Source organism: Azospira sp. MPR-E4 (assembly GCF_058809645.1).
The window spans coordinates 13,082-26,211 of record NZ_JBXAST010000029.1 but is presented as its reverse complement, the minus strand read 5'-3'; the positions used below and the strand labels follow the sequence as shown (position 1 = coordinate 26,211).

The window sequence follows — 13,130 nt, the reverse complement described above, 5'->3', positions numbered from 1 at the left end:
TACCGCCTTGCAATTTTTTCACCCCCCGATTGTGTCCCTCCCCCGTTCCGCTCCGCCTGCCTTTGCCGACTGCCTGACCCAGGATCGCCCCCGTCTGCGCGCCCTTTCCCGCAGCGCCGGCCAGCCCGGTCCCCATGCCGAGAAGGCCAAGTCCGACTACGAGGCCCTGCTGGCCCGCTCCCGGGCCGCCTGTGCCGAGCGGGCAGGGCGCCTGCCCAAGCCGGAATACGCCGAAGACCTGCCGGTCAACGGGCGGCGGGAGGAGATCAAGGCTCTCATCGAGCAGAACCAGGTGGTCATCGTCTGCGGCGAGACCGGCTCCGGCAAGACCACCCAGCTGCCCAAGATCTGCCTGGAACTGGGCCGGGGGGCGGCGGGACTGATCGGCCATACCCAGCCCCGGCGCCTGGCGGCCCGCTCCGTGGCGGCCCGGGTGGCCCAGGAGCTGCAGACCCAGATTGGCGCCGGCGTGGGGGTGAAAATCCGCTTCCAGGATCGCAGCGGGCCCCAGTCCTATTTGAAGCTGATGACCGACGGCATCCTGCTGGCGGAAACCCAGACCGACCCCTACCTCAACGCCTACGACACCATCATCATCGACGAGGCCCACGAGCGCAGCCTCAACATCGACTTCCTGCTGGGCTATCTGAAGCAGCTGCTGGCCAAGCGCAAGGACCTCAAGGTCATCATCACCTCCGCCACCATCGATGCGGAGCGTTTCGCCCAGCACTTCGCCCAGCACGGCAAGCCGGCGCCGGTGATCGAAGTCTCCGGCCGCCTCTACCCGGTGGAGGTGCGCTACCGCCCGGTGACGCCCCTGGAGGAAGACCAGGAGGAGCGGGACCTCTACGACGCCATCGTGGACGCGGTCCACGAACTGGGCCGGGAAGGCCCGGGGGACGTGCTGGTGTTCCTCCCAGGCGAGCGGGAAATCCGGGAGGCGGCCGAGGCCCTGCGCAAGCACCACTTCCCCGGCCCCCAGCCGGAAATCCTGCCGCTGTTCTCGCGCCTCTCGGCGGCGGAGCAGGACCGGGTCTTCAAGACCGGTGGCGGCCGCCGGGTGGTGCTGGCCACCAACGTGGCGGAAACCTCCCTCACCGTGCCGGGCATCCGCTACGTGGTGGATACGGGCCTGGCCCGGGTGAAGCGCTACTCCTACCGCAACAAGGTGGAAATGCTCCAGGTGGAGCGGGTCTCCCAGGCCGCGGCGCGGCAGCGGGCGGGCCGTTGCGGCCGGGTGGCGGCGGGGGTCTGCATCCGCCTCTACGACGAGGCCGACTTCAACGCCCGGGGCGAATTCACCGATCCGGAAATCCTCCGTTCCTCCCTGGCCGGGGTGATCCTGCGCATGAAGGCCCTGAAGCTTACCGACGTGGAGAGCTTCCCCTTCATCGAGGCGCCGCCGCCCAAGGCCATCAACGACGGCTATTCCCTGCTGCAGGAACTGGGCGGGCTGGACGAGGACAACCGCCTCACCGACGTGGGCCGGGGCCTGGCCAAGCTGCCCCTGGACCCGCGCATCGCCCGCATGATCGTGGCCGCCCGGGACCGGGGCTGCCTCAAGGAAGTGCTGGTCATCGCCGCCGCCCTCTCGGTGCAGGACCCCAGGGAGCGGCCCCAGGAACGGCTGCAGGCGGCGGATGAAAAGCACCGCCAGTTCGCCGACGAGAAGTCCGAATTCCTCTCCTGGTTGAAGCTGTGGAACTGGTTCGAGGAACAGGCCCGGCACCTCTCCGGGCGCAAGCTGGCCGAGGCCTGCAAGGAGCGTTTCCTCTCCTATCTGCGCATGCGTGAGTGGCGGGAGGTGTACAACCAGATCCATGCCATGGTCACCGAGCTGGGCTGGCGCGAGAACGAGATTGCCGCCACCTACGAGCCCATCCACAAGGCCCTGCTGACGGGCCTCCTGGGCAACATCGGCTGCAAGTCCGACGACAGCAGCCACTACCTGGGGGCCCGGGGCATCCGCTTCCTCATTCACCCGGGCTCGCCCCTGCAGAAGAAGGCGGGCAAGTGGGTGGTCTGCGCCGAGCTGACCGAAACCACCAAGCTCTACGCCCGCTGCCTCGCCCGCATCGAGCCGGAATGGCTGGAGGAGGTGGGCGCCCACCTGATCCGCAAGAGTTACTTCGACCCCCACTGGGAGAAGAAGGCCATGCAGGCCGTGGCCTACGAGCGCTCCACCCTGCACGGGATCGTTGTCAATCCCAAGAAGCGGGTGAACTTCGGCCCCATGAACCCGGAAGAGGCGCGCCTGCTCTTCATCCGCCAGGGGCTGGTGGGTGGCGAGATCAACGAGGACTTCGTGCGCCGCTGGCCTTTCTACCAGCACAACCAGAAGGCCATCCGGGACATCGAGAACCTGGAACACAAGCAGCGCCGCCAGGACGTGCTGGTGGACGACGAACTGATCTTCGCCTTCTACGACCACCTGATTCCCTCGGGCATCTACAACGGCGCCGACTTCGACAAGTGGCGCAAGGAGGCGGAGCGGGAGAACCAGAAACTGCTCTTCTTGCAGAAGGAAGACCTGATGCGCCACGAGGCGGCCGGGGTCACCACCGACGCCTTCCCTCCCCAGATGCGCCTTTCCGGCGTGGACTACGCCCTCACCTACCACTTCGAGCCCGGCAGCCCCCGGGATGGCGTCACCCTGGTGCTGCCCCTGGCCCAGCTCAATCAGGTGCCCGCCAACCGCTGCGAGTGGCTGGTGCCCGGCCTCTTGAAAGAGAAGGTGGTGCAGCTGGTGAAGACCCTGCCCCAGCGCATCCGCGCCAAGCTGGTGCCGGTGCCCGAGTTCGCCGAAGAGTTCATCGCCTGGGTGGGCAACGACGAGAAGCGCATGGCGCCGGGCATCATCGCCCCCCTCATCGACTTCATTTTCGAATCCCGGGGCCTCAATGCCCGGGGCTGGGCGGTGACGCCCGATGCCTTCCGCCCCGGCGAACTGCCGGCCCACTTCTCCATGAACTTCAAGCTGGTGGATGAGCATGGCCGCCAGCTCGACATGAGCCGCAGCCTGGCCCAGCTCCGCGGCGAATGGGGCCGGGAGGCGCGCCAGGAATTCCAGGAGCTGCACGAGACCCCCAGCGAATTCACCGGCCTCACCGATTGGACCTTCGGCAAGCTGCCGGAGCTGATGGAAGTGGCCGTGGGCGGCCAGATGGTGATCGGCTACCCGGGCCTGACGGAAGACGGCGAGACCGTTTCCCTGCGCGTGTACGACTCCCAGGAGGAAGCCCTGGCGGCCCACCGCCTGGGCCTCTCCCGCCTCTTCCAGTTGCAGCTGAAGGAGCAGGTGAAGTACTTCGAGAAGAACCTGCCGGGCCTGACCCAGATGGCCATGCAGTTCATGAGCCTGGGCTCTTCCGACGACCTGCGCCAGCAGCTGGTGTCGGTGATTTTCGAACGGGCTTGCCTGGTGGAGCCCTGGCCGGAAGATGCGGAATCCTTCAAGGCCCGCTGCGCCGAAGGCAAGAACCGCCTGGGCCTCTTGGCCCAGGAAATCTGCCGCCTGGTGGGCCTGGTGCTGACCGAGTGGCAGGCCCTGGTGAAAAAGCTGCCGGCCTTCAAGGCCTTCCCCGGCGCGGTGCAGGACATCGAGAAGCAGATCGGCCGCCTCATCCACAAACGCTTCGTGCTGGAAACGCCCTTCGAGCGCCTGCAGCACTTCCCCCGCTACCTCAAGGCAGCGGCCATGCGCCTGGACAAGCTCAAGGCCAACCCGGCCCGGGACGTTCAGTTGCTGGCCGACTACAGCACCCTGTGGACCCAGTACGAACGCCGCGCCCTGCAGCTGGCCAAGCAGGGCGTCAGCGATCCCCAACTGGAGCAGTTCCGCTGGCTGCTGGAAGAACTGCGGGTCAATCTCTTCGCTCAGGAACTGAAGACGCCGGTGCCCGTGTCGGTGAAGCGTCTGCAGAAGCTGTGGGAAGGAATACAGTACGGTTGAAAGACGATTAGCCACAGAGGGCACGGAGAATACAGAGAGAAAATGCCTCTGCCCTGGGAGGTAATAGAGACGCCACTCTTCCGTCATGCATTCTGGAGATTGGCTTCAGTATTGGATTGCAGGGTAGGTGCGGTTTGCAACCGCTCCGGCAGCTAAGGCGGAGTGCGACCCCTCGGTGATCTCTGTGCCCTCTGTGGCAAAAAAATAGGATGCCCGAATGCCCGAAATGATCCTCGCCCTGGTCCGCAGCCTCGGCACCCTCTCCCGCCGCCGTGTCTGGTGGCTGGTGCTGTCCCCCGCCGTGGCCGCCCTGGCGGTATGGCTGACGCTGACCTTCCTGGTGCTGGACCACCTTTCCGCCTGGTTCCTCGAGCAGCCGCCCATGAGCTGGCTCTCCGGCTGGGGCGCCGTGTGGCTGGCCAAGCTGCTGGCCGCCGCCGGCGGCTGGCTGGTGATCCTGGCCCTCTCCTATCTCACCGCCATGGTGCTGGCGGCGGTGTTCATCATGCCTATCCTGCTGCAGGTGGTGGCCGCCCGGGATTATCCGGAGGTGGCGGCCATGGGCAAGGACAGCTTCTTCGCCGGTGCCTGGAACAGCGTCTGGGCCGCCTTGCTGTTCATCGCCGGCTGGCTGCTGACCCTGCCCCTGTGGCTGGTGCCCGGCCTGGGCCTGGTGCTGCCCCTGTTCTGGATGGCCTGGCTCAACCGTAAGACCTTTGCCTACGATGCCCTGGCCATGCACGCCACCGATGACGAGTGGCGCCTGATCCGGGAGCGCCGGGCCACGCCCCTGCTGGGCCTGGGCATTCTCCTGGCCCTGCTGGCCCATGTGCCGGTACTGGGCCTGCTGACCCCGGCCCTGGGCGCCCTGCTGTACATCCACTTCGGCCTGGAAAGCCTGCGCCAGCTGCGCGGCGGGGCCGTGGTGACCGTCGATGCGGTGGTGGTGGAAGAGCCCGTGCCCACCGACCGCTTCCTGCGCTGATTTTCACCCTTTACGACCTCAACGACGCGAGGACCCATGACTGCTTCCGTTTCCCAGACTGCCCAAGCCACGCGCTTCGGCGCCCTCATCATCGGCGACGAAATCCTCTCCGGCAAACGCCAGGACAAACACTTCGCCAAGGTGGCCGAACTGCTCGGCGCCCGGGGTCTGCAGTTGTCCTGGGTGCAGTACCTGGGGGACGACCGGGCCCGCCTGACGGAAACCCTGAAGCGCAGCTTCGCCAGCGGCGAGGCGGTGTTCTCCTTCGGCGGCATCGGCAACACGCCGGACGACCACACCCGCCAGGCCGCCGCCGCGGCCCTGGGGGAGGAGTTGGTGCTGAGCCCGGAGGCGGAGGCGGAGATCCGTGTCCGCTTCGGCGACGACATCACCCCCCAGCGCCTGCTGCTGGGCACCTTCCCTGCCAGCAGCCGCATCATTCCCAATCCCTTCAACCGCATTCCCGGCTTCATGGTGAAGGAGCATTACTTCGTGCCGGGCTTTCCCCAGATGGCCCATCCCATGGTGGAGTGGGTGCTGGACACCTTCTATGCCCATCTCTTCAACCGGGCGCCCAAGGTGGAGAAGGCCTTCCTCCTCACCGGCGACAGGGCCTACGAAAGCGCCCTGCTGGACCTGATGGAGCGCATCGTCGCCGAGTACCCGGAGCTGCGCCTGTTTTCCCTGCCGTCCCTGACCCAGGACGGTGTGCGCCGCCACCTGGAACTGGGAGTGGAAGGACAGCCGGAACAGGTGGAGCGGGCCATGGCGGAAATCCAAGGCGAGGTGGAGCGCCGCGGCATCACCTGGGTGTGGCGCGACTGAGTCCGGACTGAGCGGGTTGAGCGGGTTGAGCGGTTTTGCGGGGGATTTCGGCCCCCGGTTTCAGCTTCGCTTGCGGCAATAAAAAACCCCGGCCATGGCCGGGGTTGTGCTCGCCAAGCGGGGAACGCCCGCGGCAGACCTTATTTCTTGGCAGCCGCCTTGCTGGCAGCGCCCACGGCCTTGGCGGTGGCGTTGGAAGCCACGGCCACGTTGGCATCGGCGATGTCGGCCATCTGCTTGGCCATCTTGGTGAAGTGGTCGAAGGCCTGGGTGGAGGCGGACAGCATGGACTTCATGGCCGCTGCCACCACGTCGCCGCCCACGGGAGCGGAGGCGGAGGTCTTCTCGATGGCGGAAGTGGCCTTCTGGGACAGCTGGTTGTAGTGCTGTTCCATCAGGTCGGTCACTTCCTTCTGGGTCGCGGTGATCAGTTCGTACAGGTTGCGGTAGTAGGCCGTGACCTTTTCCAGATTGGGCTGGGCCAGGGTGCTCTGCAGCTTGGCGGCTTCCTGCACGTCCTTGGCGCCCAGCAGGGTCTGGGTGCCGTTGACGGAAGAGTTGAGGAAGTCACGGGCAGCAGCCAGATTCAGCTCGGCGATTTTTTCCACGCCGTTGAAGGCGGTGTGCACCAGGGCCACCATCACTTCAGCGTTGGCTTTCTGGGCGGCGGTAAGCTGTTCGATATTCGGGTTGGTCATTGGGAAATCCTCCGCTTAGCGTTGAGATATAAGGGAATAATCCTGCTGGTTGAATATCGGCCCGGTATTGTTGTTAGTACGGCCTTGGGTCGAATTCCACTGCCTCGGCAGCGGCGCCGGATGAAGCCAGTATAGCAAATACTATATGACCATCACATGTCGCCGGCCACAACGAAAAAAAACCCCGGCGCAAGGCCGGGGTTTCGGTGCTGTTCGCCTTAGGCGGTCTTTTTCTTGGCAGCGGAGGCGGCGGCGGAAGTGGCGCCGACGGCCTTCACGGTAGCGTTGGTGGCGGCAGCCACGTTGGCTTCAGCGATCTCGGCAACCTGCTTGGCAGCCTTGTTCATGCTGTCGTAGGCGGAGTTGGCAGCGGCGATGGCGGACTTGACGGCGGCCACGGCCACATCGGAACCGGCGGGGGCGGTCTTGGAAACCTTGTCGAGCAGGCCGGCCACGTTCTTGTTGAATTCGTTGAACTGGGCTTCCACGACCTTGGTCAGTTCTTCCTGGGTCTGGGCGGCGATTTCGTAGACGCTGCGGGAGTAGGCCACGGCCTTCTCGACGTTGGGTTGGGCGATGGAGGCCTGCAGGGAGATGGCTTCCTGGGCATCCTTGGCACCCAGCAGGGCCTTGGTGTTGGCGACGCTGTCTTCGATGACGGCGCGGGCGGTGTGCAGGTTCAGGGCGGCGATGCGCTCGGCGCTGGCGAAAGCGGTGTTGGCCAGGGCCAGCAGGGAATCAACGGTGGCCTTGTTGGCGGCGGCGAACTGCTCGGGGGTAGCGAAAGTGGTCATGGTCATCTCCTAGAAAGTCAGTGTGGGAACACTCGCAGAGCAAGGCGGGACTGGCTTTTCTGACTGCGGCCGGTTGTTGCGCTGCAACATGTAGGACCAATTATAGGGGGCGACAGATTTCTGTCAAGCATTTTTTGTGCGTCGCACAAAAAATTTTCTTCGCTTTGAAAACAGTGGCTTAACAGTCGTTGGGAGAGCCTGGGGATGCAGGCTTTGCGGCGGGGCGGGAGCCTGCCGCGGAGGGGGCGCCCCGGGGCGGCGGCGCGCCCCGGGAGGTGAGATCAGCGATGCTTGAAGGCGGGCTTGCGCTTCTCGACGAAGGCAGCCATGCCTTCCTTCTGGTCTTCCAGGGCGAAGGCGGCATGGAACTGGCGACGCTCGAAGAGCAGGCCTTCATTGAGGCTGCTTTCGAAGGCCCGGTTCACGTTCTCCTTGATCATCATCACCACCGGCAGGGAGTAGGAGGCGATCTTCTCGGCGGCGCCGAGGGCTTCCTCCAGCAGCTTGTCGGCGGGCACGATGCGGGAGACCAGGCCGGCGCGCTCGGCTTCGGTGGCATCCATCATGCGGGCGGACAGGCACAGGTCCATGGCCTTGGCCTTGCCCACGGCACGGGGCAGGCGCTGGGTGCCGCCGGCGCCGGGGAGGATGCCCAGCTTCACTTCGGGCTGGCCGAACTGGGCGCTGTCGGCGGCGATGATGAAGTCGCAGCTCATGGCCAGTTCGCAGCCGCCGCCCAGGGCGTAGCCGGCAACGGCGGCGATGACGGGCTTGCGGCAGGTCTTCACCTTCTCCCAGTTGCGGGTGATGTAGTCGCCCTTGTAGGCGTCCATATAGGAGAAGTCTTTCATCATGCTGATGTCGGCGCCGGCGGCGAAGGCCTTGTCGGAGCCGGTGATGACGATGCAGCCGATGTTCTCGTCGGCTTCGAATTCGGTGAGGGCGTCGCCCAGTTCATCCACCAGGGGGTCGCACAGGGCGTTGAGGGCCTTGGGGCGGTTGAGGGTGATGAGGCCGACGCGGCCCTTGGCTTCAGCGATGATGTACTCGTAAGTCACGAGGCTTTACTCCTTGCGCGATGGTAGGGAAATGGCGGGCTTCAGGGTGAGCGATTCCCGGCTCCCCGTAGCTCCTTGTTGTGATTCGGTGTCCTTGTTCTTCGGCTGGATGATGGCCCGCACCCGGCCCGGCGGCACGCCGGGGCTGGCCTCGCCGGGCATCTTGGAGGCGGTGACCAGATACTGCTCGGTGAGGGAGTCGTACTGGATGTAATGGCCCTTGACCTCGTCCTGGCCGCTCTTGACCCAGGCCTTGTCGTAAAGCTCGGTCTTTTCCGTCTTGGCGTTGTGCTCGATGCGCAGGGCGATGCCTTCCACGTAGTCGTCCCGGCCTTCGCGCTTCTGCTTGAACTTGGCCGGATTGCCGGTGGCCACGCCCTTCTGGAAGCCGGCATCGTCCTGGGTGACGACGATGCGGTCGCCGCGGATGACCAGGGTGCCCTGGGTCAGGGTGACGTTGCCGTCGAAGACGTGGACCTTCTTGGCGTCGTCCACCGTGACCCGGTCGGCTTCCAGGTTCACCGGCTTTTCCCGGTCCGCCTTTTCGGCGTGGGCCGGCATGGCGGCGGCAAGGCTGAGGGCGCCCAGGAGGGCGGCGAGGCGGCGATTGATCATGTCAGCGCTTTTCATGTTTGCTGGCGAATTGGCCGGTGACCCGGGATTCAAGAATGGAGTTCATGGTAGCGTTATCCACCTGCAGGCCGGTTCCCTTGAGCCAGGACTTGCCCTGGACCATTTCCACCGGACTCTTGGTCTGCGCAGTTTCAGAGTCGGGGAATATGGTCAGGTCGGGACCGGTGGCGATCATGGCCTCCCGGTCCTTGAATGGGTCGCGGACAACGCGGACATTGTCTTTCAGCAGCACTTCGCTGGCGTCGCTGTTGATGTGGCCGGTGTCGCTGCTCATGGTGACCACGGGGCGTCCGGGCTTGATGAACTTGGCCACCGGTTTGACCACATCGGACTCGTCCGTGTCCGGATAATGGTCCAGGCGCTTGGCCGTCATCACATGGCGCAGCTGGCCCTGCTTGTCGATCCGGCTCATGGTGAAGTCGTCGATGAAGTAGTCCACGTCGTGACGGAACTTGCCGCTATGGTCCGGCTCCGGCAGCTGGGTGGCCTTGGCCAGCCAGAAGGTGGCCGCAGTCAGACTGCCCAGCAGGACGATGGGGAAGAGGGCGCTGGCGAAGCGTTCCAGACGTTTCATTGCAGGTAGGCGTCGAGCAGGGCCTGCAGCTGGCCCCGTTCCTGCAGGAGATATTCGCAGGCTTCGCGCACGGCGCCATGGCCGCCCTGCTGACGGCAGATGTAGCCGGCATGGCGCTTGACGAAGTCGTGGGCGTTGCCCGGGGCGGCGGAGAAGCCGCAGGCGCGCATGATGGGCAGGTCCACCACGTCGTCGCCCATGTAGCCGGCTTCGGCGAAGGTCAGGCCTTCGCGCTGCAGCAGCTCGGCCATGACCTGGCGCTTGTCCTCCACGCCCTGGAACAGCAGGTCGATGCCCAGGTTGGCGGCGCGGGCGGCGACGCAGCCGGACTTGCGCCCGGTGATGATGGCCAGGCGCACGCCGGATTTCTGCAACATCTTCAGGCCGTGGCCGTCCAGGGTGTTGAAGACCTTGAGTTCCTTGCCGTCTTCCGTGTAGTAGAGGCCGCCGTCGGTGAGGACGCCGTCCACATCGAAGGCCATCAGCTTGAGATTCGTGGCGGCGCTCATCAGATCACCTTGGCCTGGAACAGGTCGTGCATGTTGAGGGCGCCCTGCAGACGGCCTTCGCTGTCGGCCACCAGGAGCTGGTTGATCTTGTGCCGCTCCATCATTTCCACGGCCTCCACCGCCAGCTTGTCCACCCCGATACAGCGCGGATTGGCGGTCATGACGGCAGTGACGGGCACCGACTTGAGGTCCACGTCCCGCTCGAAGGCGCGGCGCAGGTCGCCATCGGTGAAGATGCCCTGGATGCGCTGCTGGGCATCCACCACCGCAGTCATGCCGAGGCCGCCCTTGGAGATGGCCAGCACGGCTTCGGCCAGGCTGGCCTGGGGGGAGACCTGGGGCACTGCCGCGCCGGCGCGCATGACATCCCGTACATGGGTCAGCAGGCGCCGGCCCAGGGAACCGCCGGGATGGGAGCGGGCGAAGTCTTCCGGGCCGAAACCGCGGGCGTCGAGCAGGGCCACCGCCAGGGCGTCGCCCAGGGCCAGGGCCGCGGTGGTGCTGGCCGTCGGCGCCAGGTTGAGGGGGCAGGCCTCCTGGGCCACCGCTGCGTCCAGATGGGCGTCGGCCTCCTTGGCCAGGGAGGACTGGGCATTGCCCGTCATGGCGATGAGCTTGGCGCCCTGGCGCTTGATGATGGGGACGATGGCCAGCAGTTCGGCGCTTTCGCCGGAGTTGGAGAGGGCGATCAGCACGTCCTGGCGCAGGATCATGCCCAGGTCGCCGTGGCTGGCTTCCGCCGGGTGCACGAAGTAGGCCGGCGTGCCGGTGCTGGCCAGGGTGGAGGCGATCTTGCGGCCCACGTGGCCAGACTTGCCAATGCCGCTGACGATGACCCGGCCGGAGCAATTGAGGATGAGGCTGACCGCGTCCAGGAAGCCGTCGTCCAGCCGCTCGCTCAGGGCGGCGACGGCATCGGCCTCGATGCGCAGGACCTGGCGGGCCAGTTCGAGCACGGCGGCCGGGTTGAGGGCGGAAGTTTGGTTCATGGGATGGCAGCGGTTATGATTGTGCGAAGTATACCACCCCTGCCAGTGAAGCCCGGCGGGGCGCGGTTTTCCGCCCATCCGCCCGCCTTCCCCCTATCGGCCCATGAATTCCCTGCAACTGGTCCTGCTGCTGCTTGCCGCTGCCGTCCTGGTGGTGACCCTGTTCCGTCGCCTCGGGCTGCCGCCGATCCTGGGCTATCTCCTGGTGGGCGTGCTCATCGGCCCCCACGCCCTGAACTTCATCAAGGATGTGAGCGGCGCCGAGCACCTGGCCGAATTCGGGGTGGTGTTCCTGATGTTCTCCATCGGCCTGGAATTCTCCCTGCCCAAGCTCTACGCCATGAAACGGGTGGTGTTCGGCCTGGGGCTGATGCAGGTGCTGCTGACCATCGTCCTCGCCGTCGGCCTCAGCGTCGGTAGCGGCCTGGGCTGGCAGGCCGGGGTGGCCCTGGGCGGCGTCTTCGCCATGTCCTCCACCGCCGTGCTGTCCAAGCTGCTGGCCGAGCGCCTGGAGCTGGAGTCGCCCCACGGTCGCGACGTCATCGGCGTGCTGCTGTTCCAGGATCTGGCGGTGGTGCCCCTGCTGATCCTGATTCCCGCCTTTTCCCGGCCGCCGGGGGAAATGGCCCTGGAGATCGCCTGGGCCATGGGCAAGGCGGCGGTGGTGCTGAGCCTGGTGCTGTTCCTCGGGCAGAAGCTGATGCGGCGCTGGTTCTACATCGTTGCCCGGGGCAAGTCCGCCGAGCTGTTCATGCTCAATGTGCTGCTCATTACCCTGGGGCTGGCCCACATCACCGAAATGGCCGGCCTCTCCCTGGCCCTGGGGGCCTTCGTCGCCGGTATGCTGATTTCGGAAACCGAGTACCGCTACCAGGTGGAGGAGGACATCAAGCCTTTCCGCGACGTGCTGATGGGGCTCTTCTTCGTCACCGTGGGCATGCTCCTGGACGTGGGGGCCGTGCTCGACTACCTGCCCTGGGTGCTGCTGGCCCTGGCCATCCTGCTGCTGGGCAAGTTCGGCCTGATCGCCGCCCTCTCCCGCAGCTTCGGGGCGACGCCGGGCAACGCCATGCGGGTCGGCCTGTGGCTGTGCGCCGGCGGTGAATTCGGCTTTGTGCTGCTGACCGAAATCAGCGCCTCCAGCCTGGTGCCGGAGGCCGTGCTGCAGGTGGTGCTGACGGCCCTGGTGCTGTCCCTGCTGCTGGCGCCCCTGATCGTGCTCTACAGCGACAAGCTGGTGCTGCGCTTCGCCGCCAGCGAGTGGCTGATGCGTTCCATGGAGCTGACCAAGATCGCGGCCCAGACCATGAGTACGGAGAAGCACGCCATCATCTGCGGCTTCGGCCGCAGCGGCCAGTACCTGGCCCGCTTCCTGTCCCGGGAGAACATTTCCTACGTGGCCCTGGACCTGGACCCGGAACGGGTGCGGGAGGCGGCGGCGGCCGGCGAGACGGTGGTCTATGGCGATGCCGCCCGGCGCGAGACCCTGGTGGCGGCCGGGGTTTCCCGGGCCAGCGTGGTCATCGTCAGCTTCGCCAACACCATCGCTGCAGAAAAAGTGCTGCACCATGTGCAGGAGCTGAAGCCGGACCTGCCGGTGGTGGTGCGGACCATCGACGAGTCCGACATGGACACCCTGAGCCGGGCGGGGGCGGCGGAAGTTGTGCCCGAATCCCTGGAGGCCAGCATCATGCTGGCTTCCCATGCCCTGGTGCTGCTCGGGGTGCCGATGAACCGGGTGCTGAAGATGATCCGGGACATCCGGGGCCAGCGTTATCGCCTGCTGCGGGGCTTCTTTCACGGTCTTTCCGACCGGGACAGCGACCTCAGCGAAACCCAGCAGTTCCGCCTGCATTCAGTGGCCCTGGGGGCCGGCGCCTACGCCGTGGGGCGCAGCCTGGAGGAACTGAACCTGGCCTATTTCGGCGTCGAGATCAGCGCCGTGCGCCGGCGCGACATCCGGGCCCTGGAACCCCTGCCGGAAACCCGTTTCCGGGAAGGGGACGTGGTGGTGCTGCTGGGCTCGGTCGCCAGCCTGGAAGCGGCGGAACTGCGCCTGCTCAAGGGCTGACAAAAAAAGGCGCCCGCAGGCGCCTTTTTCTTGGTGAAGCTG

At 65.9% G+C, this 13,130-nt stretch carries 11 protein-coding genes; 4 read left to right on the top strand and 7 right to left on the bottom strand.

Translation table 11 applies throughout. The features are described from left to right. Positions 1-31 precede the first annotated feature (31 nt). The 3 genes from hrpA (at position 32) to AC1RTA_RS10150 (ending at position 5,762) form a co-directional block, all read left to right on the top strand. A complete protein-coding gene (hrpA, locus tag AC1RTA_RS10160) occupies positions 32-3,952 on the top strand; it encodes an ATP-dependent RNA helicase HrpA (protein ID WP_492784655.1) in 3,921 nt (1,306 codons plus the stop codon). A 217-nt stretch (positions 3,953-4,169) separates the two neighbouring features. Then, positions 4,170-4,937, top strand: coding sequence for an EI24 domain-containing protein (locus AC1RTA_RS10155; RefSeq protein WP_014236470.1), 768 nt, complete (start codon positions 4,170-4,172; stop codon positions 4,935-4,937). A gap of 36 nt (positions 4,938-4,973) precedes the next feature. Then, positions 4,974-5,762, top strand: coding sequence for a competence/damage-inducible protein A (locus tag AC1RTA_RS10150; RefSeq protein WP_014236471.1), 789 nt, complete (start codon positions 4,974-4,976; stop codon positions 5,760-5,762). A gap of 140 nt (positions 5,763-5,902) precedes the next feature. Here the strand turns inward: AC1RTA_RS10150 and AC1RTA_RS10145 are convergent, their stop codons facing one another. From AC1RTA_RS10145 to AC1RTA_RS10115, 7 genes are all read right to left on the bottom strand, one after another. Then, positions 5,903-6,460, bottom strand: coding sequence for a phasin family protein (locus tag AC1RTA_RS10145; protein WP_014236472.1), 558 nt, complete (start codon positions 6,458-6,460; stop codon positions 5,903-5,905). 218 nt (positions 6,461-6,678) lie between these two features. Further along, positions 6,679-7,254, bottom strand: a complete 576-nt coding sequence (locus AC1RTA_RS10140) for a phasin family protein (RefSeq protein WP_014236473.1) — start codon at positions 7,252-7,254, stop codon at positions 6,679-6,681. Positions 7,255-7,535: 281 nt separating this feature from the next. Beyond that, complete coding sequence (locus AC1RTA_RS10135; RefSeq protein WP_014236474.1) at positions 7,536-8,312, bottom strand: enoyl-CoA hydratase; 777 nt, start codon at positions 8,310-8,312, stop codon at positions 7,536-7,538. A 6-nt stretch (positions 8,313-8,318) separates the two neighbouring features. Next, positions 8,319-8,942, bottom strand: coding sequence for a lipopolysaccharide transport periplasmic protein LptA (lptA, locus tag AC1RTA_RS10130; protein ID WP_492784654.1), 624 nt, complete (start codon positions 8,940-8,942; stop codon positions 8,319-8,321). Further along, a complete protein-coding gene (lptC, locus tag AC1RTA_RS10125) occupies positions 8,929-9,519 on the bottom strand; it encodes an LPS export ABC transporter periplasmic protein LptC (RefSeq protein WP_152090536.1) in 591 nt (196 codons plus the stop codon). The genes lptA and lptC overlap by 14 nt, the downstream gene beginning before the upstream one ends. After that, a complete protein-coding gene (locus tag AC1RTA_RS10120) occupies positions 9,516-10,028 on the bottom strand; it encodes a KdsC family phosphatase (RefSeq protein WP_492784653.1) in 513 nt (170 codons plus the stop codon). Before AC1RTA_RS10120 ends, lptC begins: the two co-directional genes overlap by 4 nt. Next, the gene (locus tag AC1RTA_RS10115) at positions 10,028-11,017 is read right to left on the bottom strand and encodes a KpsF/GutQ family sugar-phosphate isomerase (RefSeq protein ID WP_014236478.1); all 990 of its coding nucleotides are present in this window, start codon (positions 11,015-11,017) and stop codon (positions 10,028-10,030) included. The genes AC1RTA_RS10120 and AC1RTA_RS10115 overlap by 1 nt, the downstream gene beginning before the upstream one ends. Before the next feature lie 103 nt (positions 11,018-11,120). Between AC1RTA_RS10115 and AC1RTA_RS10110 the strand changes: the two genes are divergently transcribed. After that, positions 11,121-13,088 (top strand): monovalent cation:proton antiporter family protein, encoded by a 1,968-nt coding sequence (locus tag AC1RTA_RS10110; protein WP_492784652.1) that lies wholly within the window; start codon positions 11,121-11,123, stop codon positions 13,086-13,088. Positions 13,089-13,130 lie beyond the last annotated feature (42 nt).